General features: G+C 45.3%; 23 protein-coding genes, 1 riboswitch and 1 other annotated feature. Of the genes, 14 read left to right on the top strand and 9 right to left on the bottom strand.

Features of this window, described 5'->3' with window-relative positions; all coding sequences use genetic code 11:
* Positions 1–30: 30 nt before the first annotated feature.
* Positions 31–1152: a tRNA 2-thiouridine(34) synthase MnmA gene (gene mnmA, locus VNE01S_RS10445; protein ID WP_053393910.1), complete on the bottom strand. Its 1122-nt coding sequence runs from the start codon at positions 1150–1152 to the stop codon at positions 31–33.
* 194 nt (positions 1153–1346) lie between these two features.
* On the opposite strand from mnmA, the gene VNE01S_RS10440 reads away from it, so the two are divergent.
* Both VNE01S_RS10440 and VNE01S_RS10435 read left to right on the top strand, forming a co-directional pair.
* Positions 1347–1616 (top strand): hypothetical protein, encoded by a 270-nt coding sequence (locus VNE01S_RS10440; RefSeq protein WP_053393911.1) that lies wholly within the window; start codon positions 1347–1349, stop codon positions 1614–1616.
* Between the two features lie 140 nt (positions 1617–1756).
* Positions 1757–3061: an inosine/guanosine kinase gene (locus VNE01S_RS10435; RefSeq protein ID WP_053393912.1), complete on the top strand. Its 1305-nt coding sequence runs from the start codon at positions 1757–1759 to the stop codon at positions 3059–3061.
* 106 nt (positions 3062–3167) lie between these two features.
* Here the strand turns inward: VNE01S_RS10435 and VNE01S_RS10430 are convergent, their stop codons facing one another.
* Complete coding sequence (locus VNE01S_RS10430) at positions 3168–3578, bottom strand: H-NS family histone-like protein (protein WP_053393913.1); 411 nt, start codon at positions 3576–3578, stop codon at positions 3168–3170.
* Positions 3579–4115: 537 nt separating this feature from the next.
* A riboswitch (Lysine riboswitch) is annotated at positions 4116–4298 on the top strand.
* Positions 4299–4413: 115 nt separating this feature from the next.
* Between VNE01S_RS10430 and tet(35) the strand changes: the two genes are divergently transcribed.
* Positions 4414–6015: a tetracycline efflux Na+/H+ antiporter family transporter Tet(35) gene (gene tet(35), locus VNE01S_RS10425; protein WP_053393914.1), complete on the top strand. Its 1602-nt coding sequence runs from the start codon at positions 4414–4416 to the stop codon at positions 6013–6015.
* A gap of 209 nt (positions 6016–6224) precedes the next feature.
* Here tet(35) and VNE01S_RS10420 read toward each other — a convergent pair whose 3' ends face one another.
* Entirely contained in the window at positions 6225–7175 is a 951-nt protein-coding gene (locus VNE01S_RS10420; RefSeq protein WP_053393915.1) for a sigma-54 interaction domain-containing protein, read from the bottom strand.
* A gap of 348 nt (positions 7176–7523) precedes the next feature.
* Positions 7524–7660 (top strand) — a sequence feature (His leader region).
* 53 nt (positions 7661–7713) lie between these two features.
* Here VNE01S_RS10420 and hisG point away from each other — a divergent pair.
* The 9 genes from hisG to VNE01S_RS10375 all read left to right on the top strand — a co-directional run bounded on the left by hisG (position 7714) and on the right by VNE01S_RS10375 (position 15702).
* Positions 7714–8610, top strand: coding sequence for an ATP phosphoribosyltransferase (gene hisG / locus VNE01S_RS10415; protein ID WP_053393916.1), 897 nt, complete (start codon positions 7714–7716; stop codon positions 8608–8610).
* A 6-nt stretch (positions 8611–8616) separates the two neighbouring features.
* Positions 8617–9912, top strand: a complete 1296-nt coding sequence (hisD, locus tag VNE01S_RS10410) for a histidinol dehydrogenase (protein WP_053393917.1) — start codon at positions 8617–8619, stop codon at positions 9910–9912.
* Positions 9913–9923: 11 nt separating this feature from the next.
* Positions 9924–10964 carry a histidinol-phosphate transaminase gene (gene hisC, locus VNE01S_RS10405; protein ID WP_053393918.1) on the top strand — a complete coding sequence of 347 codons (1041 nt, stop codon included), beginning with the start codon at positions 9924–9926 and terminating at the stop codon, positions 10962–10964.
* 70 nt (positions 10965–11034) lie between these two features.
* Positions 11035–12108: a bifunctional histidinol-phosphatase/imidazoleglycerol-phosphate dehydratase HisB gene (hisB, locus tag VNE01S_RS10400; protein WP_053393919.1), complete on the top strand. Its 1074-nt coding sequence runs from the start codon at positions 11035–11037 to the stop codon at positions 12106–12108.
* Between the two features lie 14 nt (positions 12109–12122).
* Positions 12123–12737, top strand: coding sequence for an imidazole glycerol phosphate synthase subunit HisH (hisH, locus tag VNE01S_RS10395; RefSeq protein WP_053393920.1), 615 nt, complete (start codon positions 12123–12125; stop codon positions 12735–12737).
* Between the two features lie 12 nt (positions 12738–12749).
* A complete protein-coding gene (hisA, locus tag VNE01S_RS10390) occupies positions 12750–13487 on the top strand; it encodes a 1-(5-phosphoribosyl)-5-[(5-phosphoribosylamino)methylideneamino]imidazole-4-carboxamide isomerase (RefSeq protein ID WP_053393921.1) in 738 nt (245 codons plus the stop codon).
* A complete protein-coding gene (gene hisF / locus VNE01S_RS10385) occupies positions 13469–14242 on the top strand; it encodes an imidazole glycerol phosphate synthase subunit HisF (protein WP_053393922.1) in 774 nt (257 codons plus the stop codon). Before hisA ends, hisF begins: the two co-directional genes overlap by 19 nt.
* Complete coding sequence (gene hisIE, locus VNE01S_RS10380) at positions 14239–14874, top strand: bifunctional phosphoribosyl-AMP cyclohydrolase/phosphoribosyl-ATP diphosphatase HisIE (RefSeq protein ID WP_053393923.1); 636 nt, start codon at positions 14239–14241, stop codon at positions 14872–14874. The genes hisF and hisIE overlap by 4 nt, the downstream gene beginning before the upstream one ends.
* An 84-nt stretch (positions 14875–14958) precedes the next feature.
* Positions 14959–15702, top strand: coding sequence for a YebC/PmpR family DNA-binding transcriptional regulator (locus VNE01S_RS10375; protein ID WP_053393924.1), 744 nt, complete (start codon positions 14959–14961; stop codon positions 15700–15702).
* A gap of 65 nt (positions 15703–15767) precedes the next feature.
* On the opposite strand, the gene VNE01S_RS10370 is transcribed toward VNE01S_RS10375, so the two are convergent.
* Positions 15768–16976, bottom strand: coding sequence for a putative manganese transporter (locus VNE01S_RS10370; protein ID WP_053393925.1), 1209 nt, complete (start codon positions 16974–16976; stop codon positions 15768–15770).
* 184 nt (positions 16977–17160) lie between these two features.
* Between VNE01S_RS10370 and VNE01S_RS10365 the strand changes: the two genes are divergently transcribed.
* The gene (locus VNE01S_RS10365; RefSeq protein WP_053393926.1) at positions 17161–18066 is read left to right on the top strand and encodes a manganese-dependent inorganic pyrophosphatase; all 906 of its coding nucleotides are present in this window, start codon (positions 17161–17163) and stop codon (positions 18064–18066) included.
* A gap of 69 nt (positions 18067–18135) precedes the next feature.
* Positions 18136–18516, top strand: a complete 381-nt coding sequence (locus VNE01S_RS10360) for a DUF2750 domain-containing protein (protein ID WP_053393927.1) — start codon at positions 18136–18138, stop codon at positions 18514–18516.
* Positions 18517–18590: 74 nt separating this feature from the next.
* On the opposite strand, the gene VNE01S_RS10355 is transcribed toward VNE01S_RS10360, so the two are convergent.
* Genes VNE01S_RS10355 through sapA form a run of 5 tightly spaced genes read right to left on the bottom strand, consistent with a single transcriptional unit; the run spans position 18591 to position 23811 of the window.
* Positions 18591–19367, bottom strand: coding sequence for a peptide ABC transporter ATP-binding protein (locus VNE01S_RS10355; protein WP_053393928.1), 777 nt, complete (start codon positions 19365–19367; stop codon positions 18591–18593).
* A complete protein-coding gene (locus VNE01S_RS10350) occupies positions 19364–20362 on the bottom strand; it encodes a peptide ABC transporter ATP-binding protein (RefSeq protein WP_053393929.1) in 999 nt (332 codons plus the stop codon). Before VNE01S_RS10350 ends, VNE01S_RS10355 begins: the two co-directional genes overlap by 4 nt.
* Entirely contained in the window at positions 20362–21249 is an 888-nt protein-coding gene (gene sapC / locus VNE01S_RS10345; RefSeq protein WP_053393930.1) for a putrescine export ABC transporter permease SapC, read from the bottom strand. Before sapC ends, VNE01S_RS10350 begins: the two co-directional genes overlap by 1 nt.
* Positions 21236–22198, bottom strand: coding sequence for an ABC transporter permease (locus VNE01S_RS10340; protein ID WP_053393931.1), 963 nt, complete (start codon positions 22196–22198; stop codon positions 21236–21238). The genes sapC and VNE01S_RS10340 overlap by 14 nt, the downstream gene beginning before the upstream one ends.
* The gene (gene sapA / locus VNE01S_RS10335; RefSeq protein WP_053393932.1) at positions 22198–23811 is read right to left on the bottom strand and encodes an ABC transporter substrate-binding protein SapA; all 1614 of its coding nucleotides are present in this window, start codon (positions 23809–23811) and stop codon (positions 22198–22200) included. The genes VNE01S_RS10340 and sapA overlap by 1 nt, the downstream gene beginning before the upstream one ends.
* Positions 23812–23815 lie beyond the last annotated feature (4 nt).

Genomic DNA, 23815 nt, shown 5'->3' with positions numbered 1-23815 from the left:
GTAGTCGTTCTCCTAATATACGATTCAAAATTAAATGCGCTGCTCGATGATGCCGCCACCAAGACAAACGTCACCGCTATAAAATACTGCTGACTGACCTGGAGTTACGGCAACTTGCGGCTCGTCAAAGATAACTTTAATGTTTTCATCATCGATAGGGATGATTGTACATGGGATATCAGTCTGACGATAACGTGTTTTCACGGTACACTGCACAGGTTCTTTAATTGGTGTGCGATCCACCCAGTGAAGCTGAGAGGCAATCAAACCTTGTGATTTTAGTAACGGGTGATCCGCACCTTGCACTGCGATTAACACATTACGCTTTAGGTCTTTATCCGCAACGTACCAAGGGTCTTCGTTACCACCGCCGCCTTTGGTACCACCGATGTGCAGACCTTTGCGCTGGCCTAGTGTGTGATACATCAAGCCTTGGTGTTCACCGATCACTTTGCCTTCTGGCGTTTCAATTTTACCTGGCTGAGCTGGTAGATAGCGAGACAAGAAATCCGTAAATTTGCGTTCCCCGATAAAACAAATACCCGTTGAATCTTTCTTTTTCGCGGTGATCAGGTCTTGCTCTTCTGCGATACGACGTACTTCAGGCTTTTCAAGTTCGCCGACAGGGAACAGGCTGCGAGCCACTTGTTCACTGCTTAGTGTGTACAAGAAGTAGCTTTGGTCTTTGTTGCCATCCAAACCGCGTAGCATTTGCGGTTTTTCGCCATTTTCAGGGAAAGTGCGACGTACGTAGTGGCCCATCGCGATGTAGTCTGCATCGAGTACTTCGTCTGCAAACTCTAAAAAGGCTTTAAATTTGATTTCTTTGTTGCAAAGAATATCTGGGTTTGGTGTACGGCCTGCTTTGTATTCAGCAAGGAAGTATTCAAATACGTTGTCCCAATATTCTGCCGCAAAGTTAATGGTATGTAGGTGAATGCCAAGCTTGTCACATACTGCCTGAGCGTCGGCGAGATCTTCCGCTGCTGTACAGTATTCTTCGTTGTCATCTTCTTCCCAGTTCTTCATGAACAGGCCTTCCACTTGGTAGCCTTGTTGCTTCAGAAGATAAGCTGAAACGGATGAATCAACACCGCCAGACATGCCGACGATAACTTTCTTTTGACTGTTGTCAGTACAGTTCTCAGACATTACTAAACACCACTTAAATTAACTGGACGCAGATTTTATCAGAAAGCCTAGCGAGGGGACAGATCCGAGATCGGACTCACACTTCGAAAATGGTGAACTTTTGCCCGTTTGCTCTATCTATTTTCGCTTTTATCACTATCAATGATTTATATGTGGCATAGTTGACGAAATTCAAGCCAACGCGGAAATAACAAATGAGCGAAGAGAACCAGATCTTTGAAGAAGCGCAACTAATTGAAGTGGTCGAAAACCAACTTGAAGATGGCAATCCTCTCAAAGTAAAAGAGACATTAATGCGTCTTATGATGACAGGAACAAGCCGTGAAGATGCGATTGCGATGATGGCATGTGCCGTGGCGATTGAGATTTTTGATGTGATGAAAAACGAAGGTGAGTTTAACTTAAAACGCTACTCTGAGAATCTAGACCGACTACCAGATTTGAGCTTTATGGAAGGCGAGTAACCCTTCTTATTTCTACGTATGTCAGCAGCCAGTCATTTTCTTGTTGCTGGCAAACGTTTGCTATAATTCGGGATATTGCCGCACTGTCAAGTGCGATGTAGAATCCGGCATCCTTTCATCCCTTACTCAGAATCATTGATATGAAATTTCCTGGCCAACGTAAATCAAAACACTACTTTCCAGTGCATGCACGTGATCCGCTAGTTAGCCAATCACAAGAAAGCAAACAAATGTCACGTACACACATTATCGGTATCGACCAAACGTTAGTCGATATTGAAGCGAAAGTTGGCTCAGAGTTAATTGAAAAATACAAATTGAGTAAGGGGCATTCTCTGGTCATCGATGATGAAACGGCAGAAGCACTTTATAACGAACTAAAACAATTCGATCTTATTACTAATGAATATGCTGGTGGTACGATCGGTAATACCATGCACAATTACTCTGTACTTGCGGATGATCGTTCTACGCTTTTAGGTGTAATGAGCCAAGATATTAAAATCGGAAGCTATGGTTATCGTTATTTGTGTAACACATCAAGTCGTATGGACTTGAACTACCTGCAAGGGGTAAAAGGGGCGATCGGTCGTTGTTTCGCACTTATTACGGAAGATGGTGAACGTACATTCGCAATTAGTGAAGGCCAAATGAACCAGCTTTTACCAGAAAGTATTCCAGAGAATATTTTCGAAAACGCGTCGGCTCTTGTATTAACGGCTTATTTGGTGCGCTGTAAAGAAGGTGACCCAATGCCAGAAGCCACAATGAAAGCTATTGAATACGCGAAAAAGTATGATGTGCCCGTTGTATTGACGTTGGGAACGAAATTTGTCATTCAGGATGACCCAGAGTACTGGCAAGAATTTTTACGTGATCACGTAACAGTGGTGGCGATGAATGAAGATGAGGCGGAAGCACTCACAGGTGAGTCTGATCCTTTAGCTGCGTCAGATAAAGCACTCGATTGGGTTGATTTAGTATTGTGTACTGCAGGTCCAGTAGGCTTATTTATGGCTGGCTATACCGAAGATTCAGCAAAACGCGAAACGTCTTTACCACTATTGCCAGGTAGTATTGCGGAATTTAACCGTTACGAATTTAGTCGTCCAACATCCAAAAAAGGATGTGATAGCCCGATCAAAGTGTATTCGCATATTTCTCCGTACATGGGCGGCCCTGAAAAAATTAAGAATACCAATGGTGCAGGTGATGCGGCGTTATCAGCATTGCTGCATGATATGGCGGCAAACAAATATCATAAAGAAAACGTGCCTAATTCCAGTAAACACGCCCATGCGTTTTTGACATATTCTTCTTTCTCACAGGTGTGTAAGTATTCAAACCGCGCAAGCTATGAGGTGTTAGTGCAACATTCTCCTCGTCTGTCACGTGGCTTACCAGAGCGTGAAGACAGCTTAGAAGAAGCTTACTGGGAACGTTAACCCGAGATTAATTCTAATTAAAAGCCCTGACTATTCAGGGCTTTATTGTATTTAACACTCGACAATAAAAAAGCGCCGTTAAAGGCGCTTTTTTATTTAGAGCTTTTTAGATTAGGAATTCATCCAGAGACTTACCAGCATCTAACTGCTCTTGAATTGCTGAAGGTGTACGACCTTGACCTGTCCAAGTTTTCTCGTCACCGTTTGCATCTACGTATTTGTATTTTGCAGGGCGAGGTGCGCGCTTAGATTTTGATTTCGTCTTTGTCTTCTCACCAGAAAGAGCAGAAATTAGGGCACTTACGTCAATACCATCTTTTTCGATTTGTTCTGCAATCGCTGCTAGTTTCGCTTCTTGCTCCGCTTGTGCGGCTTTTTCTGCTTCAGCTTCTTCTTTACGCTCAGCAACCACAATCGTTAATTTATCTAGAGCTTCTTCCAGTTGTTCTAGCGTTAGTTCACGGGCAAACGCACGCAGACTACGAATATTTAATAATGTTTTAGTTAGTTCCGACATATTTTGATCTCACTAATTAAGGATTAGCTAATTGAAAGATAATAATCCTGAATTTTCTAATTTACAATCCATTAGAGATAAATTTAGTACATTTATGAAAAATACTAATATTTATAGTTCAAAAAATAGAGATATGTTCATTATTTATATAGTGTCGAGGATATTTGAAATCAATAGGCGAAATATGGTTTTTATAAATTTAATCCATGTGTTTCATATGTAGGATGGCAGTTTTAGCAGAGCACTATAAATTGCTTAATACGCAACTGGCTCGGCAAATAAATTATCAGTAATAAATCGAAGTGAATTATTATCGTGCTATTTATTGATGGAAGCCTTTAGAGTATGACGTACATATTGTGTGTGAGTATGCATATTTTAAGAAACTTTAGTGGCACTTTTGTACCAATATTTTTAACAATAATTTAGATGTATATGTTGAAATGGCGCATGGGATAAGTACAATGAGCGTCACCTAATGCGAGGCGTTGGTTAAATCATTGTTAGTTTTTCTTTCATTTGGTTTAAAGTTTCAACAATCGCGGTAGAGGTGCGGAATAAATCAGTACGACTTGTTGGGGTGATGCCAATGAGCAAGTCAGAAAGGTTACGCCGCCGAAGTGAGTATCTTCATCAAAAGTATTCGCTGGGGTTAGACTCGAATAGGGCTAACACTGCCATAGTCTATAATTTGTAAAACTATGGAGCGCTACTGTAGGGTTGGGTGAAGTGTTCGCTTCCCTTTCGCTAAGTTCAACACAATTGTGTGGAATTTAACTTCCAGCAATGAGTCTGCAGTAGATCTCTAACCATTTATTACTGGTTTTTGAAGATCATGAATTTAATTGATTTTGCATCATCTCCCTTATCTCTTTTGCCTCCGCTGGTGGCATTAAGTTTGGCGATCATTACTCGCCATGTCCTTGTTTCTCTTGGTGTCGGTATTGTCTTAGGCTCTGTCCTATTAAATGACTACTCAGTAAGCAATGCTTTGAGCTACGTTGGCTCAACAGTATCTAATGTGTTTGTCGAAGATGGCGGCCTAAATACTTGGAATATGAGTATTGTTGGCTTTCTATTACTACTTGGCATGATGACGGCCTTACTGACATTGTCAGGTGGTACACGTGCATTTGCTGAATGGGCACAGTCTCGAGTTAAAAGTAAACGCGGCTCTAAACTTCTTGCAGCCTTTTTAGGCGTATTCATTTTTGTCGATGATTACTTTAACAGCTTGGCTGTGGGCGCGATCTCTCGCCCAGTAACAGACCGTTTTTACGTATCTCGCGCAAAGTTAGCTTACGTATTGGACTCCACAGCGGCACCTATGTGTGTATTGATGCCAGCGTCTAGCTGGGGTGCTTACATTATTACCATAATCGGTGGCATTTTAGTTTCACACGGAATTACCGAATATTCGGCACTGGGTGCTTACGTTCGCTTAATTCCAATGAACTACTATGCGGTATTTGCACTGCTTATGGTGTTTGCTGTTGCATGGTTTGGTCTAGACATTGGTAAAATGCGCGACCACGAGATCGCGGCTTCTCAGGGGCGTGGTTTTGATAAAGACAAAGAGAATGACTCACAAGAAGCACATGAGCTGAATGAAGAGCTAGATATTCGTGAAAGTGACAAAGGCAAAGTAATGGATTTGGTTTTGCCGATCGTTACTTTGATTATTGCGACCGTTGCTTCCATGTTATGGACGGGTTCACAAGCCTTAGCTGCGGATGGCAAAGAGTTTGCTCTGCTTGGTGCGTTTGAGAACACTGACGTAGGCGCGTCATTGATTTATGGTGGTCTGGTCGGTCTAGCGGTTGCACTACTGACGGTATTCAAACAGGGCCTTCCATTTGCAGAAATCGTACGAACTCTTTGGATTGGTGCGAAGTCTATGTTTGGAGCAATCCTGATTCTAGTGTTTGCTTGGTCTATTGGTTCGGTTATTGGTGACATGGAGACAGGCGCTTATCTGTCTACTATGGCTCAAGGTAACATCAATCCACATTGGCTACCGGTTATTCTGTTCCTACTGTCGGGCTTAATGGCTTTCTCGACAGGTACGTCTTGGGGTACTTTCGGTATCATGTTACCAATCGCTGGCGATATGGCAGCTGCAACAGACATCGCTTTGATGTTACCTATGTTAAGTGCCGTTCTTGCTGGCTCAGTATTTGGTGACCACTGTTCTCCAATTTCTGATACGACCATTCTGTCATCAACAGGTGCGCGTTGTAACCATATCGACCATGTCGCAACACAGCTACCGTATGCGCTTGCTGTCGCACTAGTCTCTTGTGTTGGCTTTATCGCGTTGGGTATGACGTCATCTATTGCACTTTCGTTTGGCGCTGCAACCGTGACATTTATAATCGTATGCCTTGTGCTATCTTGGTTGTCAAAATCCAAAATAGCCTCTTGTCAGAACGCCTAGCCGCACTGATATATAGATAAAAAGCTCCGCTAACTAGCGGAGCTTTTTGTATACGTGACGTAAAAATATGTACCGCTATACACATCACTTTTATCTGTTGTTCCCCTATTGATTTATCCCATCTCTTCGACAAAAGAAGTGATACAGAGAATTCAATAGTGTTGAGTTTTTTTGAAATTTAACTGTCAAGTTAAACGCAGATAATGATTCTATATATCCAAGTTGTATTTCTTAATCAGTCGATACAAGGTTGTTCTCGAAATCCCAAGCTGTCTAGCCGCTGCGCTCATGTTGTGCTTATTGTCTTCAATGGCTTGAAGTAAATAGTCTAAATCCACTTGATCTGTGCGAGGGTTGGAGTGGCGTTCCAATGTATCAATGCCTAAGTCTGCTGGTGTTATTGTGGCTTTTTCGCACATTACCACGGCGCGCTGAATGACATTATGTAGCTCGCGAACATTACCCGGCCAAGAGTGGGTGAGGAGAGTCTCCTGCGCATCTTTCGAGATGATCACTTTCCCGTTGGACAGTTCCTGTAAAAAGTAGTCGGATAGTATAAGTATGTCGTTGCCTCTATCCCTCAATGGGGGGATTTTAAGGGGGAGAATGTTGAGTCGATAAAACAAGTCTTCTCGAAAGTTTCCTTGGACAACATCTGCTTTTAAATCGACATGGCTGGCGGCGATGATCCGGCAATCGACGTCGATTGTTTTGTCTGCACCAACTCGTTGTATCTGTTTACTTTCTAAAAAGTGGAGTAGGTGAACTTGAAGATCTGCAGGCATATCACCAATTTCATCAAGGAACAAGGTGCCTCGGTTTGCTCTTTGAATAAACCCAACTCTGTCGGAGATCGCACCTGTAAACGCACCTTTCTCATGACCAAAAAGCTCTGATGCAATTAACCCGCTTGGTATAGCTCCGCAATTGACTTCAATAAATGGAGCATTCTTACGTGAAGATTGCTGATGAATAATTCGAGCGCAAAGCCCCTTACCAACTCCAGTCTCGCCTTGTATAAGCACCTCTGCATCACACTGGGCGTACTTTTTGAGTTTGCAACGTAAGTCTTTCAAACACATGCTTTCGCCGATCAAAGGGCATAAACACAATTTCTCCACATGCAAAGAGAAATCTGTATTCAATCTATTCGTAGACATTTTATCGGAGTTTTCGTTTCTTTCCCTACATAAAGCGTAGCTACTAATCCGCGCAGAACTGATGTCGTTGGTGTTTCATGTTTGAGAATGTGAAAACTTCGTAAGTGAAACAAATGGCCCAAAGTCAGGCTCTTCATTAAGGATCTTGCGAACGCTTCATGTGACATATTTCGTTGTATCGTAGGGAATAATGCAAATTTATACTTTTTACTATTCAGTGTGTTATGTGTTTTTTTATGTTTTTAATAAATTAATGGTTGAAATGAAAATAAACCTTGGTTAGTGTTGTTGTTAACAGATAGATACATCTAGAGATTAATTAGTTATGCGCAATTTTGTAATGAACATTCACCATCACCATCACCCAGTCTAGTCTTTCGGGAGATGTGCGCATACCCGGGAGGCAGGAAACTCCCGGAGGTTAAAATCGCTAAATTCAGATTTCAAACCCTCGGGAGACCAAAATCTCCCGAGGGTTTTTTAGTTTTTAACGCTTTTAAATATACAAATAATCAAATACTTATGCAGGGATAACGCAATGCAAACACAACGCCTAAGAATCGCAATTCAAAAGAAAGGTCGCCTAAGCAAAGAGAGCCAAGCACTACTCAAAAAATGTGGCGTAAAGTTCAATGTAATGGGTGAGCGATTGGTTGTTCACTCAGAAAATATGCCAATTGATTTACTGCTTGTTCGAGACGACGACATCCCAGGGCTTATCATGGATGGTGTGGTTGATTTGGGCTTTATCGGGGAAAACGAACTGGAAGAAGTTCGCCTTGACCGCAAAGCGCTGGGAGAGCCGTCTGAATTCATTACGCTTCGCCGCATGGATTTTGGTGGTTGCCGACTGTCTATCGCCCTTGATAAAGATGAAGAGTACAACGGCCCGCAAGACCTGGCAGGCAAACGTATTGCCACCACATACCCGCACCTTCTTAAAGCGTACATGGATGAGCAAGGGGTTCCGTTCTCAACCTGTATGCTGACAGGCTCTGTAGAAGTTGCGCCGCGTGCAGGTTTGGCGGATGCCATTGCTGACTTGGTTTCTACAGGTGCGACATTGGAAGCCAACGGTTTGAAAGAAGCAGAAGTGATCTTCCAATCAAAGGCGACTCTGATTCAACGTGCTGGTGACTTTGATGCAGACAAGCAAGCGTTGATAGAGAAACTCCTTACCCGTATGCAAGGCGTTCAACAAGCGAAAGAATCGAAATATATCATGCTGCACGCGCCAGTCGAGAAGCTTGAGCAAGTTAAAGACTTACTTCCTGGTGCTGAAGATCCAACGGTTTTACCTCTTTCAGCCGACAAGCAAAAAGTGGCGGTTCACCTAGTGAGTACAGAAAACCTCTTCTGGGAAACGATGGAAGGTTTAAAAGAGCTGGGTGCGAGTTCGATTCTGGTTCTACCTATTGAAAAAATGATGGAGTAAAGCGCGATGAGAACGGTAGTTTGGCAATCATTAAGTGAGTCTCAGCAGGATTCAATCTTAGAGCGTCCAGCCATTGCAGAAGGTGCGAACATCACGGCAGCGGTCTCGGAAGTTATCGCAAAAGTCCGTAACCAAGGCGATGCGGCTCTTCTGGAACTGACAGAGAAATTTGATCGTGTTCGACCAGAGTCGATTCGCGTATCGAACCAAGAGATTGAAGATGCATCTGCGCGTCTTTCCCCTGAAATGAAACAGGCGTTAGAGCAGGCGTACAGCAATATTGCTAAGTTTCACAAAGCGCAAAAACCACAGCCTATCAAGGTAGAAACTCAGCCAGGCGTTGTATGTGAACAAGTCACTCGCCCAATTCAAAAAGTGGGTTTGTATATCCCAGGTGGCAGTGCTCCGCTGCCGTCAACGGTACTGATGCTTGGTGTACCAGCCAAAATTGCTGGCTGCCGTAAAGTGGTGCTGTGTTCACCACCGCCAATCGCTGATGAGATCCTCTACGTCGCTAAACTGTGTGACATCGACGAAGTGTACAACGTCGGTGGCGGTCAAGCGGTCGCAGCAATGGCATACGGTACTGAGACCGTGAGCAAAGTGGATAAGATTTTCGGACCAGGCAATGCGTATGTAACTGAAGCTAAACGCCAAGTGAGCAATGATTTTCGTGGTGCGGCGATTGATATGCCAGCAGGCCCGTCTGAAGTGTTAGTCATTGCCGATGAAACCGCAGAACCAGACTTTATTGCCGCTGACTTGTTGAGCCAAGCGGAGCACGGACCTGATTCTCAAGTGGTGTTAGTGACGCCATCCCCAGTGATAGCTGACCAAGTGACTGATGCGGTTCAGCGTCAACTGAAAGAGCTTTCCCGTGCTGATATTGCAGAAAAAGCACTCGCGTCGAGTTTAATCATTATTTCTGAGTCAATTACCCAAGCGATCTCAATTTCGAACTACTACGGTCCAGAACACTTAATCGTACAGACTAAGAACCCTCGTGAGTTGTTGCCTCTGCTCGACAACGCTGGGTCCATTTTCTTAGGTGATTGGTCGCCAGAGTCTGCCGGTGATTACGCTTCCGGTACTAACCACGTATTACCGACTTACGGTTATACCCGTACATACTCAAGCTTGGGTTTGGCAGATTTCTCTAAGCGCATGACGGTGCAGCAGTTATCAGAACAAGGTTTGCAGAATCTCGCACCAACGGTTGTGACGATGGCAGAAGCAGAAGGGTTAGATGCGCACAAACGAGCAGTGACTATTCGAGTAGAAAAATTGGCAGCGAAAGCATAAGGGTGATTGAGATGGAAAAGTTAGCAAGAAAACAAGTACAGAAACTCACGCCTTACCTGTCTGCGCGCCGCATAGGTGGTACTGGAGACGTGTGGCTTAATGCCAACGAATCGCCTTTTAACAATGAATACAAAACTGACTTTGCTCGCCTCAACCGCTACAGCGAATGTCAGCCAAAAGAACTGATCGAAGCGTACGCGAGTTATGCAGGAGTGAAGCCTGAGCAAACGCTGACGTCTCGCGGCGCAGACGAAGGTATCGAATTGTTAATCAGAGCCTTTTGTGAGCCGGGTGAAGACGCGATTCTTTACTGCCCGCCAACGTATGGTATGTACTCGATCAGCGCAGAAACAATTGGTGTTGAACGTAAAACGGTACCGTTGACAGCTGACTGGCAACTAGACTTACAAGGCATCGAAGAAAGCCTTGATAACGTTAAGTTAGTGTTTGTTTGTAGCCCAAATAACCCAACCGGTAACTTGGTTAAACGTGAAGACATTGTTGCTTTACTTGAGATGACTAAAGACCGTGCGATCGTGGTTATGGATGAAGCTTATATTGACTTTTGCCCAGAGGCATCCACTGTTGATTTATTGGAGCAGTACCCAAACCTTGCGATTCTTCGCACGTTGTCAAAAGCGTTTGCATTAGCAGGCTTACGCTGTGGATTTACGTTGGCAAACGAAGAGTTGATCAACGTTCTACTTAAAGTCATTGCCCCATATCCGGTGCCTATCCCAGTGGCAGAGATCGCGACTCAAGCCTTGTCTGAAGCTGGATTAGCGCGTGCTAAATTCCAAGTATTGGATTTGAATGCGAACCGAGCTTACTTGCAGGTAGGATTATCGATGATCCCTGGATTGCAAGTCTTTGAAGGTTGGGGAAACTATTTGTTGGTTAAATTCCCTGGCGGCGATGCACTATTTAAAGCAGCGTGGGATACCGGCATTATTTTGCGTAACTCACCAATCGAGAATTGCGTACGTATTAGCGTAGGTAATCGAGATGAGTGTGAGAAAACACTAGGGTTTATCCGCAATTATTATTCATAAGTAAAGCGTAGAGAATGATGAGCTCTGGCTACAGCAAGGGCTCAGTAAAAATAGAAATAAGGAAGTTCGAGTGAGCACACAACAAAAAATCCTTTTCATTGATCGTGACGGCACGTTGATCGTTGAGCCACCAACTGATTTTCAGGTAGATCGTTTAGATAAGCTTCAACTAGAGCCGTTTGTTATTCCGAGTTTGCTGGCACTACAAGATGCTGGCTACAGCTTAGTAATGGTCACCAACCAGGATGGTTTAGGCACAGACAGCTATCCTCAACAGGATTTCGATGCGCCGCACAACATGATGATGGAAATCTTTGAGTCACAAGGTGTGAAGTTTGATGATGTCCTGATCTGTCCTCACTTTGAAGAAGACAATTGCTCATGCCGCAAACCGAAACTAGGTATGGTTAAAGGGTATCTTCAGGGCGGCAAGGTCGACTTCAAAAACTCGGTTGTGATCGGTGATCGTCCAACGGATTTACAGCTTGCAGAAAACATGGCGCTTCGCGGCATTCAATATAACCCCGAAACGATGGGTTGGAAGCAAATCCTGAAAGACCTTACGGTGAAGGCGCGCGTTGCTGAAGTTGTTCGTACCACAAAAGAGACGGATATCAGAGTGAAGGTCAACCTTGATGAGCAAGGCGGCAATCAAATATCAACGGGGCTTGGGTTCTTCGATCACATGCTGGATCAAATCGCAACGCATGGTGGTTTCCAGATGGTGTGTAACGTTGAAGGCGATCTACACATTGATGATCACCACACCGTTGAAGATACGGCATTGGCTTTGGGACAGGCTCTGAAAGAAGCGCTTGGCGATAAACGTGGTATTGGCCGTTTTGGCTTTAGCCTGCCAATGGATGAGTGTTTAGCGCAGTGTGCGCTTGATTTATCGGGTCGACCATACCTTAAGTTTGATGCCGAGTTCGGTCGTGAACAGGTAGGGGACTTATCCACCGAGATGGTCGTACACTTCTTCCGTTCGTTGACCGACACTCTAGCTTGCACACTGCACCTGTCGTCTTCAGGTAATAACGACCACCACATTATCGAAAGTTTGTTTAAGTCATTTGGTCGCACGCTTCGTCAGGCGATCAAAGTGGAAGGAAACGAGCTACCAAGTAGCAAAGGCGTGTTGTAGGGAAGGGTAAAGCAATGACAGATCAGAAAGTCGTTATTATCGATACAGGTTGTGCCAACGTTTCCTCGGTTAAATTTGCAATTCAGCGCTTAGGCTACGAGGTTACCATCTCCAAAGACCCTGAAGTGGTGCTTGCGGCAGAAAAATTGTTCCTACCCGGGGTAGGCACTGCAAGTGAGGCGATGAAAAACCTCGAAGAACGTAACTTGATCGAGCTAGTTAAAAAGGTTGAAAAGCCGTTGCTAGGTATCTGTTTAGGGATGCAGTTGCTTGGTAAGTCCTCACAAGAAAAAGGCCAAAAAGCGGACGAACAAGTTGATTGTTTAGGCCTATGTGATGGAGATGTGCGCCTACTGGAAACTGGCGATTTACCGTTACCTCACATGGGTTGGAATACCGTCAGTGCTCAACCTGGCAACCCGCTGTTTAAAGGCATCGAAGAAGGCGAATACTTTTACTTCGTTCATAGCTTTGCGATGCCAGTAGGAAACTACACCATTGCGCATTGTGATTACGGCAAGCCGTTTAGCGCAGCGGTACAGAGTGGCAATTATTATGGCGTGCAGTTCCACCCAGAGCGTTCTTCAAAAGCGGGCTCGAAACTGATTCAGAATTTCTTGGAATTATAAGGATATAACTACGTGATTATTCCCGCATTAGATTTAATTGAAGGTCAGGTAGTGCGCCTATACCAAGGCGATTACGGCCAAGTGACCGAATACAAGGTAGACCCAGCAGAGCAATTTAACCTCTACCATCAAGCTGGCGCTAACTGGTTGCACTTGGTTGATCTGACGGGCGCTAAAGACACATCGGCACGTCAGCTTGATCTTATTGCTAAGCTATTGGCCAGTACACCAGCCAACATCCAGATTGGTGGTGGTGTACGTAGTGAACAAGACGTTATCGATCTTCTTGAAGCTGGCGCTCAGCGTGTTGTTGTCGGTTCAACAGCAGTAAAACAGCCTGAATTAGTGAAGGGTTGGATGGAAAAATATGGCGCGGAAAAAATTGTTCTGGCGCTCGATATCAACATAGATGAAAACGGTACGCGTAAAGTGGCCATTTCGGGTTGGCAAGAAGACTCGGGTGTAACGATTGAAGCGCTTATTAATGACTATCTAACCGTTGGCCTAAAACACGTGCTTTGCACCGATATATCTCGAGACGGCACGCTAGCAGGTTCAAACGTAGAACTGTATGTCGACCTGTGTAAGCAGTACCCTCAAGTTCAATTCCAGTCGTCTGGTGGTATTGGCTCTCTTGCTGATATTGAGGCGTTAAAAGGTACTGGAGTTTCAGGTGTGATCGTTGGTCGTGCGCTATTGGATGGAAAATTCACCGCAGAGGAGGCATTTGCATGTTGGCAAAGCGAATAGTTCCGTGTCTTGATGTGCGCGATGGTCAGGTTGTAAAAGGTGTTCAATTCCGTAACCACGAAATCATCGGTGACATTGTTCCACTGGCGCAACGTTACGCGGAAGAAGGCGCAGACGAGCTGGTATTTTATGATATTACTGCCTCAAGTGATGGCCGAGTTGTCGACAAAAGCTGGGTTGCTCGTGTCGCAGAAGTGATTGATATTCCGTTCTGTGTCGCTGGTGGGATTAAATCGGCTGAAGATGCAGCTCGTATATTGGAATTTGGCGCAGACAAAGTGTCAATAAACTCGCCAGCGTTAGCTAATCCAGAGCTGATTACTGAGCTTGCTGACCGATTTGGTGTGCAGTGTATTGTGGTCGGTATCGACTCATACTACGACAAAGAAACGGGGAAATACCAAGTTTACCAGTTTACTGGCGACGAAGAGCGCACGAAAGCGACACAATGGGAAACACGCGATTGGGTACAAGAAGTGCAAAAGCGCGGCGCAGGTGAAATTGTTCTCAATATGATGAACCAAGACGGTGTGCGCAACGGTTATGACATCGAGCAACTTAATATGGTGCGAGAAGTCTGCAATGTACCACTGATTGCTTCTGGTGGTGCGGGTGCGATGGAACACTTCGCCGAAGCCTACCAAAAAGCGAACGTTGATGGTGCCTTAGCGGCATCTGTATTCCATAAACAGGTCATCAATATTGGCGAATTAAAACAATACTTAAAACAACAAGGTGTAGAGGTACGCGTATGAGTTTTGCCACAGCAGAAGTAAACTCACTTGCTGAACGCATTAACTGGGACAAAGTTGATGGTTTAGTGCCTGCGATAGTCCAAGATTTTCAATCTAGCCAAGTGTTGATGATGGGCTATATGAACAAAGACGCGCTGGCAAAAACGGGTGAAACTGGCCACGTGACCTTCTTCTCTCGTACCAAAGAGCGTTTATGGACCAAGGGTGAAACCTCGGGCAATGTATTACAACTGAAGAACATCGCGTTAGATTGTGATAACGACACTCTGCTAGTGAAAGTCGACCCGATTGGTCCAACTTGTCACACTGGTACGACAACGTGTTGGGACGGCGATACACAAGAAGAGTCGCAGATGGTGTGGCTTCATCAACTTGAGCAGCTATTGGCTGCCCGCAAGAGTGCCGACCCTGACTCTTCTTACACTGCCAGCTTATATGCCCGTGGCACCAAACGTATTTCGCAAAAAGTGGGCGAAGAAGGCGTTGAAGTCGCGCTTGCGGCGACGTCGGGCGATAAGGCGGAACTAGTGTGTGAGTCTGCAGATCTTATCTATCACTTGCTTGTTCTGTTGCAAGACCAAGGTTTGTCGATGAACGATGTGGTTAACAAGCTTAAAGAGCGCCACAAGTAAAACATCATTATTTGTGATAAACTAGCCGAAATTTCAAAGCCGTAAGCACAACTTACGGCTTTATTGTTTTAAAGGGAGAATCAAATGGCTGGTCATAGTAAATGGGCTAACATTCGTCATCGTAAAGCGGCTCAAGACGCTAAGCGAGGCAAAATTTTCACTAAGCTGATCCGTGAGATCGTCGTTGCAGCGAAAGAGGGCGGCGGAGAGCCGGAAAACAACCCGCGTCTCCGTGCTGCGATCGATAAAGCCCTTTCGAACAACATGACCCGTGACACCGTTAACCGAGCTGTTGCACGTGGTGCGGGTGGCGAAGGTGACGAAGGCATGGAAACCGTTATCTACGAAGGTTACGGGCCAGGTGGCACGGCGGTAATGGTCGAATGTATGACAGATAATCGCAACCGTACCGTTTCTGGCGTTCGTCACGCATTTTCCAAAGCGGGTGGGAATCTCGGCACCGATGGCAGTGTGAATTATCTATTCGACAAGAAAGGGGTGATTTCATACGGGCCAGGACTGGATGAAGACGAAGTGATGGAAGTGGCACTAGAAAGTGGTGCAGACGATATCGAAACGGCAGAAGATGGCTCGATCGATGTGTTTACCGCACCTTCTGACTTTGGTTCAGTAAAGGATGCCTTAGATGCTGCTGGGTTCGAGTCGGAAAATGCAGAAGTGTCTCTTATCCCTTCGACAAAAGCTGAGCTAGACGCGGATACCGCGCCTAAATTGTTGCGCTTAATCGATGCTTTAGAAGATCTAGATGATGTCCAAGAGGTGTATCACAATGGTGATATATCCGATGAGGTTGCCGCAACTCTCTAACTTACGTCACATTTAATATAAGCACGCCCTCGACTGAGGGCGTGCTTATTTGGGACCTACAATGGCTAAATCTCAAATAAGAAATAGTAGCCATAACCGACGATGATCGCGGGCACAGCAGAATAGATAGTTGCAACAAAGGCAGCCTTAGGTGCCAGTGCAATCATAGGGAAGAGTGCGTCACCATCATTAGAAATCGCATTTGATATCTGAGCTGATAACGGTACCGCTCCAGCAATATATAAACTCGTGACCAAAATCTGTGGGCCACACCCTGGCAACATACCAATCGCTAGGCCAATCAGTGGCATCAGCATTCCCCAACCAGAGAAAGTTGCCGCTAAATCAATATGGCCAAAAAAGGCGATAAGCTCGAAAGCCATAAAAGCGACGATAACCCATGCAGTAACAAAGTTGGTGTCTTGCGCTGCTTTTTGCAGTGGGTGTGATGAAACACATTTGGTGTCTTCCGCTACCGTTGATTCATAGTCTTTAATCTCTTTAGTCAAAGACCACAGCAACATACTGCTAATGATAAGGATTGTGCCCAGCCACTCTATACTCATTGTTGGGAGTGAAAGTAGAGCGTTAATGTCTACTTGGAAAGAGCCTAAAAAGGCAACAACAGTGGCAGGGACGAGCAGCCATTTCCAGAACGCACCTTGTAGGTTGATTGCCTTCTTTTCAAAATTGGTTGTGTGGGTGGTTGATGTACAACAAAACTTATTAGCGACAGTTTGTGCTTCTGGACGCAGAAAGTCGTCTTTGTGAATCATGTTTACGACCCAACCGGACACACAACCTACAACTACCCCCAGGGCAACCACAGCAAACCCAATATCAGGTTTACTCGCCAGCAATAGAAAAGCGGCATCGCCCATCGTTGAGGTTAGCACGGCTACAATGGCGCCAAATCCAACTCGTCCGCTGACAAATTGCGTGGTGACAATAATTGCGCCGCCACAGCCCGGTAAAGCGCCGAGAATGGAAGAGAACAGAACCTGATAACCTCGCGACTTTTGGTAGAGGTTAACGATCTTGCTTTCTCTATTCATGAATATGGAAGCGTAGTGATAAATTGCGAGTGTAAAAGCGACGTAGGCAGACACCGCCCAAAACGCATCTGAGAGCGTATTTACCGCGACGTCGCGGGTTGTTTCATTGGCGACTAAAGCGACCAGTGAGATAGGCAGGAGCAATCGCTTATAAGCCGGACTAAATTGAGACAACGAAAACCACTGTGTGGAGGACTGAGAAACCTTAATTGAGTCCATAAAAACCTCAAATGCAAATGCGAATTATTATCAATATATGGTAATGATAATTATTTGCAACAAAAACTTGAAAGATTGGCTTTTCTTTTTCCTAACCCATGACAAATCTCAAAAATCAGGTAAAGTAACGGGCTTCGTGAGTTAATGCCCAAACAGGGCCTGTTTTAGTCGTATAGGAAATAAGATGATTCTAGTTGTAGGTCACAAGAACCCTGATAGTGATAGTATCTGTAGTGCACTAGTAGCCACTGAACTACTAAAAGCACGTGGTGTTGAAGCAATGCCAATTCGCCAAGGTGAAATCAACCGCGAAACTCAACATATTCTTGAAGTAGCAGGTGCAGAAGTTCCAGAACTTCGTACTTCTGTTGCAGGCGAGAAAATCTGGCTTGTTGACTACTCAGATCTAGCACAAGCACCGGATGACGTGGCTGAAGCAGAAATTCTAGGTATCGTTGACCACCACCGTCTGGGTGACGTGATGACCGTTAACCCAATGGAAGCTTGGATCTGGCCTGTTGGCTGTACCAACACAGTACTGTTCAACATGTTCAAGATCGAAGGTCACGAGATCACTCCTCAAATCGCTAAACTAATGATGTCTGCAATCCTGTCTGACACAGTAGGCTTTGCATCGCCAACTTGTACTCAAAAAGACAAAGACGCAGTTGAAGAGCTAGCGAAAATTGCTGATGTTGCTGACGTTGATGCATTCATCAAAGATCTATTGATCGCAAAAACAAACATCGAAGGTCTTTCTGCTGCTGAGTTGGTAGAAAAAGACCTGAAAGGTTACCCATTCAACGGTCGTGATGTAGTAGTTGGTCAGGTTGAACTGGCAACTCTAGAACAAGTTGACGGTATGATCGACGGCCTTGAAGCGGATCTTGAGCGTCGTTGTAACGATGAAGGTCTAGCGTTTGCAGCTGTAATGCTAACAGACATCACAACTGCGCAAACTCGTCTACTATACAAAGGCGAGTGGGCTGAGAAGCTAGTTAAGCATGAGCAAGATGGCATGCTAATGATGGAAAACACGCTAAGCCGTAAGAAACAAGGCTGGCCGTGGCTACAAACCGAACTAGCGTAATCGCAAGTTTCGGATGAGCTTTTAAACGCCCATGGTTTTGCCGTGGGCGTTTTGTTTAAGGAGACATGTATGTTGGAAGCACTAACACAAGAACAAATCGATGCGGTAAACAAAATGCGCCCTGAAGAGCGTTTTAACTACTGTGTTAAAGAAATAGCGAAGCATCGTAAAGTTTGGATCCTTACCGATGAGCATGGCTGTGTGATGCTCAATACGGAAGACGAAGATTGCGTACCAGTATGGCCGAATGAAGAGTTTGCCAACGAATGGGCAACAGGGGAGTGGGAACACTGTAAAGCTGAACCTATTTCTACTGCCAAGTGGTTTAGCCGTTGGACATATGGCCTTGAAGAAGATGAACTGTCGGTCGTGGTATTTCCAAACGATAATGAAGAAGGCGTCGTGCTTTATCCTGATGAGTTTGAATTTGAACTCAAGAAGCGCTCTTAACAACTTGAAGTTGGGCTTTAACGACTCTCGCTGGGCTTTTGATACCCGCGAGAGTATTTTTAGGAGTGTTGGCCTTAGCGGCGCTTGCTAAAGTGACTCTCTACAAGACGCTGTGTGATGATGTGCTCAGGGCATGTCAAAACTTGCTGCGTTTCACCACTTTCAACCACATCACCTTCGTGCATCACCATGATCTTATCGGTAATGTGTTTAATAATCCCTAGGTGTTGGGACACATAAACAAACGACACCCCCATCTCTTCTTGTAGCTCTAAAAACAGGTTAATGATCTGAGAGCGCATTGCCATATCCAAGCCATTTAATGCTTCATCTGCAACGATGATTGAAGGTTGCAGGATCAGTGCCCGTGCAAGGCATACACGCTGTTTTTGGCCTGTTGCTAGCATTTGCGGGTAAAAGTAAGCATGCTCCGGCAGCAACCCGACACGAAGCAGCGTATCTTTTACACGTTTCACACGGGCCTCCATAGGCATATCCGTATTTCTTTTTAGTGGACCTTCAAGAATGTTGCCAATCTGGATCCTAGGGTTTAACGATGTATTAGGATCCTGAAATATCATGCGGATCAGTTTGCAGCGTGTCGTGTAGTCTTTATGCGCTAGCAGCTCACCATTTACGCGTATCTCACCAGCTGATGGCTCAACCACACCAGCCAGCATGCGCGCCAACGTCGACTTTCCAGAGCCATTTTGGCCTATAAACCCAATAGTTTGGCCCACTTCTAGCGTAAAGCTGACAGGCTTGACTGCCTGGTGGGTTTTCTTACGAAAAAGCCCTGGGCGCGTGACAAACTCTTTCGACAAATCATTGACTTCTAATAATGCACTCATGCTTTTTTCTTCTCCATGTTAAGTGGGAAGTGGCAAGCATATTTATGGTTTTTTATCGTTTTAGTCATTGGGATTTCAACACATTGACGCTGAGCGTATGGGCAACGTGGCCCGAGTCGGCAGCCTATTGGTAAATGTTGGAGTGGGGGGATGGACCCAGGCAACGATTGAAGTTTCTCTTTGTGAGGGATCCAATCATTAAAGTCTGGCATCGCTTTCAGCAGCGCCACTGTGTATGGGTGCTTAGGTTTTGCCAACAATTTTTGTGTATCGGCAGACTCAACGGACTGACCACAATACATCACGGTAATACGGCTGGCCCATTGGGTAATCGTTGTTAAGTCATGACCAATCAGAATGATTGAGGTGTTATTAACCTGATTCATTCGGCTCAACAGGCGCAGTATTTGCGATTGTGTAATCGGGTCGAGGTCGTTGGTTGGCTCATCAGCAATCAATAGCTTTGGTTTGGCTGCAATTGCCATCGCTATCATGACTTTTTGACACTCACCATCGGTCAACTCATACGGGTAGCTGCTCATGATTTGGCGGTGGTTTTTTATCCCAACCTTGTGCAGCAGCCCTATGGCTTGTTTTTTACGCCATTTAAAGCGTTCCCACCATTTACCTTCGAAAGATTTCGCGGGAATCGATTCAAGCAATTGGTTCCCCACCTCTTCTGATGGGTCCAGACACGTTGAAGGCTCTTGGAAAATCATGGCAATATCGCGCGCGATAACACGGCGTCGCTCACGTGGGGTGAGCTGAAGCAAATCAATATTGCCAAGCCGCATCCGGTCGGCTGTTACCTTCCAGTTGTCTTTACATACCCCGACGATTGCTTTGGCGACTAGGCTTTTTCCTGAGCCAGATTCACCTACCAAGCCACGAATCTCACCTTCATTTAAGGTAAGGCTCATGCGGTCGACTGCTTTCATCATGCCTTGCGGCGTCTCAATCTCAATGGTCAGATGTCGAATATCTAATAATGGCATTATTCGATCCCCGCATTCAGTGCCTGACGAACGCCTTCGCCAACCAAGTTGATAACAATAACGGTGAACATGATCGCTAAGCCCGGGAGTGTTACTGTCCACGGTGCTAGGTAGATCAGTTCAACCGAATCACCTAACACTGCTCCCCATTCTGTACTTGGAGCTTGCGCCCCTAAACCGAGAAAACCAAGAGCTGTTATATCAAGTATGGCAATAGAAAGCGCAGCTGTAACCTCTGCAGCGATTACAACGAGAATGTTGGGTAATATTGAGTTCCACAATAAGTAGAAGTCGTTCGCACCATCCAACCTAGCGGCCATGATGTAATCTTTCTCTACCTCAGTATGCACGGCGATATAAACGGAGCGGATAAAGCGTGGGATGAGCGCTAAACATATCGCCAATAATACGTTGAATTCGCCAAAGCCAAGCACCGCGACAAAAATGATGGCAAGCAGCAATGAAGGAATAGACATGACCGTGTCTAACAAGTGGTTTAACGTGCTCGAAATCAGGCCACGAGTCATACCTGCTAAAACACCGATAATGCAGCCAACTACGCCAGCAATAGCAGTAATAAGTACCGCAGCACCAAATGTAAACTGAGAACCAGCCAACAAGCGTGAAAGAATATCTCGACCAAGGTCATCAGTACCAAGAAAGTATTCTACTGTACCCGCTGGGTTCCATGATGGCGGAAGTAACAGCACCCCCGTTTGCTCTTGCGGATCGTGTGGCGCAATCCAAGGTGCGAGTATCGTCAGCACAATGATAAGTGCTAGGCACCACAAGCCAAACATGGCTAGGTTGTTTGATCGGAAACTGCGCCAAAAACGTTCAAATTGGGTAGGAATGTGTTCTTCCTGATACACGCTATCGGTTAGCATACCATTCCTTCCTTACTAGTGGGTTAATCATCGCGCCAATCAGATCAGAAAGAATATTGGCGGTTAAAACGAGAGTCGCTACCACAATTACACCAGCCTGAATAGAGACGTAATCCTGATCAGAAAGTGCATCCAGTAACCAGCGGCCAATGCCGGGCCAGTTGAAAATCGATTCCGTGATGATGGCCAATGTAAGCATGCTTGATAATTGGACACCGATCTTGGGAATGATGGGTGGAATAGCGTTACGAAGTACATGCTGGGTCACGATCTCTTTGGTCGAAAGGCCTTTGATGCGTGCTGCGCGAATGTAGTTTTGGCTCATTACTTCTGCAACTGAAGTTCGCATTGAGGCAATAACTTGTGTCGTCGGGGCAAGAGCCAGTACCAAACAAGGCAAGATCAAGTGTTCTATTACACTCTGCAGTGCGTGCGCTCGATAAGGGCTTTTGGATAAAAAGGCATCAATAATTGCGAAGCCCGTGACATGGTCTATTTGATAAAGCATGTCGTATCGGCCCGCGACTGGGAACAGTTCAAAATGGAGTGAGAACACCATGATCATCAACAGGGCTACCCAGAATATCGGCGCCGAATACCCAGCCATCGAAGTAAATGAGATGATCGTATCGGTCCACTTACCTTGCTTCATCCCCGCAACAGTACCGAGAGGAATACCAATTAAAAGGGCGAGAATGAAAGCGATAAAACACAGCTCCAGTGTCGCAGGGAAAACCACTGCAAGCTCATCAATCACTGGAATGTGGTGCTTATTCACACCAAAGTTAAGCTGCATTAACTCGCCTAAATAAGTAAACCAGCCAGACCAAAAATCTTGTAGAGCCCAAGGAGAGTTAGGTTCAAGGCGTAGGATACTGAACCCAACAATAGTCAGGATCAGCATTGTGATAATAAAAAGGTTAAGGCGTCGAACGGTATAAAAAAGCATTATTTCGTCCTCTCTACCTTATCAAAAGGCTGAGCGTTGAATGGGCTCACTTTGAATCCTTTTAAAGAATGATGCTGAGCTTGTAACTGCATGCCATGGTTAAGTGGAATGACAGGGAACTGCTCGTTGAGAATGTTCTGTGCTTGACGATACAAATTGAGTCGATAGCGCTTTTTATCCACTTCCAGTGCAAGGTCAAGTAAAAAGTCAAAGTCTGGGTGACACCAGCTTGAAACGTTTAAGCCTGCACGTTTTGAGTCACAAGAGAGTAATGGTCTGAAAAAACCGTCTGGATCACCAGTGTTAGCGATCCAGCCCGTCAGATATAGGTCCACACTTTCGTCTGGTTCAGTACGATCGTATCTATCGTCGGTCAATAGCCGCAGTGTAATACCGACATCTGCCAAGTTGGCTTGGATGAGCTCGGCGGTTTTCCTAGGGCTTGGGTTATAGGACCTAGGCTCCAGTGGTACAGACATGGTTAACTCTAGCCCTTCGCTGTAGCCCGCGTCACGCAGCAGAGCAAGCGCGTAGTTGCGATCATAACGAATTTGAGAGGTGTCTTTTTGGTATGCCCAAGAAGAGGGAGGCAATACAGAATAGGCTTGTGTTCCGGTGCCATAATAGACCGAGTCGAGAATATTCTGACGGTTTATCGCATAGTTTAGCGCCTTACGAACACGCGCATCATTCATTGCAGGGTGGGAAGTATTGACCGCGACAAAGGAAATATTCATTGCTGGTATTGCCGTCAAGGTAACGTTGTCGTTGTTCTTAATTACAGGCAGTTGGCTAGACAGCGGTGCATGTAATACGTCGCATTCATCTCTTAATAGCTTAGCTAGTGTGCCCGTGCCGCGGTTTGATACATCGAATACCACTTGTTCCATTTTGGCTGGGCCTTTCCAGTAATTGGGGTGTCTTTTTAAGCGAATAAAGTCATTAAATTGAGATTCAGACAGATAGAATGGCCCGGTTCCAACTGGGTGTGAGTCAAGCATGGATTTTTCATCGACTAGCTCCAGTTGGTTCGCGTATTCCTTTGAATGTATAACAGCGTGACTGGTTGCAATACCAGATAAGAAGGAGTTGTCTGGTCTACTGAGAGTAAACTTCACTTGGTTTTCAGACAACGCAACAATATCAACCACCAAGTTTTGGAAGTCATTCCCGTTGAACCAAGGGTAAACGCCACCGCCTACATAGTGGTATGGGTGCGTTGAGTCTAAGATACGTCTGAAACTAAACACCACGTCATCCGCGTTCATTTTGCGAGAAGCGGTAAACCAGGGTGTTGTTTGAAATGCTACGTCGTCACGCAGCGTAAAGGTATATTTTGTGCCTGACTCATCGACTTCCCAGCTTGTTGCCAGGTTAGCAACTGGTTCATAGCTCTCGGGATCAAGAGTTAGCAGCGAGTCGAATATCTGTGGGCTTAACGTCTCTGGAGTAATACCGCTATCGGTAAGTTGAGGATTAAAGGTTTCAGGGCCAGCTTGACCACAGTAAACAAATCCATTTTGGCGGATTTTGCCGTGGTCAATGGCTTCGCCACAGCCTGTTAAAAGACCGCAGCTAAATAACCCAAGAGTAAGTTTAATGAACGCTTTCATAGCA

This window comes from Vibrio nereis NBRC 15637 (assembly GCF_001591105.1).
In the GTDB taxonomy this organism is placed as follows: domain Bacteria; phylum Pseudomonadota; class Gammaproteobacteria; order Enterobacterales; family Vibrionaceae; genus Vibrio; species Vibrio nereis.
This window is presented reverse-complemented; position numbering and strand designations above follow the sequence as displayed.

Coding starts and splice junctions, on each gene's coding strand:
- mnmA (WP_053393910.1), bottom strand. CDS start 1,152: ATGTCTGAGAACTGTACTGACAACAGTCAAAAGAAAGTTATCGTCGGC.
- VNE01S_RS10440 (WP_053393911.1), top strand. CDS start 1,347: ATGAGCGAAGAGAACCAGATCTTTGAAGAAGCGCAACTAATTGAAGTG.
- VNE01S_RS10435 (WP_053393912.1), top strand. CDS start 1,757: ATGAAATTTCCTGGCCAACGTAAATCAAAACACTACTTTCCAGTGCAT.
- VNE01S_RS10430 (WP_053393913.1), bottom strand. CDS start 3,578: ATGTCGGAACTAACTAAAACATTATTAAATATTCGTAGTCTGCGTGCG.
- VNE01S_RS10420 (WP_053393915.1), bottom strand. CDS start 7,175: ATGTCTACGAATAGATTGAATACAGATTTCTCTTTGCATGTGGAGAAA.
- hisG (WP_053393916.1), top strand. CDS start 7,714: ATGCAAACACAACGCCTAAGAATCGCAATTCAAAAGAAAGGTCGCCTA.
- hisD (WP_053393917.1), top strand. CDS start 8,617: ATGAGAACGGTAGTTTGGCAATCATTAAGTGAGTCTCAGCAGGATTCA.
- hisC (WP_053393918.1), top strand. CDS start 9,924: ATGGAAAAGTTAGCAAGAAAACAAGTACAGAAACTCACGCCTTACCTG.
- hisH (WP_053393920.1), top strand. CDS start 12,123: ATGACAGATCAGAAAGTCGTTATTATCGATACAGGTTGTGCCAACGTT.
- hisF (WP_053393922.1), top strand. CDS start 13,469: ATGTTGGCAAAGCGAATAGTTCCGTGTCTTGATGTGCGCGATGGTCAG.
- hisIE (WP_053393923.1), top strand. CDS start 14,239: ATGAGTTTTGCCACAGCAGAAGTAAACTCACTTGCTGAACGCATTAAC.
- VNE01S_RS10375 (WP_053393924.1), top strand. CDS start 14,959: ATGGCTGGTCATAGTAAATGGGCTAACATTCGTCATCGTAAAGCGGCT.
- VNE01S_RS10370 (WP_053393925.1), bottom strand. CDS start 16,976: ATGGACTCAATTAAGGTTTCTCAGTCCTCCACACAGTGGTTTTCGTTG.
- VNE01S_RS10365 (WP_053393926.1), top strand. CDS start 17,161: ATGATTCTAGTTGTAGGTCACAAGAACCCTGATAGTGATAGTATCTGT.
- VNE01S_RS10360 (WP_053393927.1), top strand. CDS start 18,136: ATGTTGGAAGCACTAACACAAGAACAAATCGATGCGGTAAACAAAATG.
- VNE01S_RS10355 (WP_053393928.1), bottom strand. CDS start 19,367: ATGAGTGCATTATTAGAAGTCAATGATTTGTCGAAAGAGTTTGTCACG.
- VNE01S_RS10350 (WP_053393929.1), bottom strand. CDS start 20,362: ATGCCATTATTAGATATTCGACATCTGACCATTGAGATTGAGACGCCG.
- sapC (WP_053393930.1), bottom strand. CDS start 21,249: ATGCTAACCGATAGCGTGTATCAGGAAGAACACATTCCTACCCAATTT.
- VNE01S_RS10340 (WP_053393931.1), bottom strand. CDS start 22,198: ATGCTTTTTTATACCGTTCGACGCCTTAACCTTTTTATTATCACAATG.
- sapA (WP_053393932.1), bottom strand. CDS start 23,811: ATGAAAGCGTTCATTAAACTTACTCTTGGGTTATTTAGCTGCGGTCTT.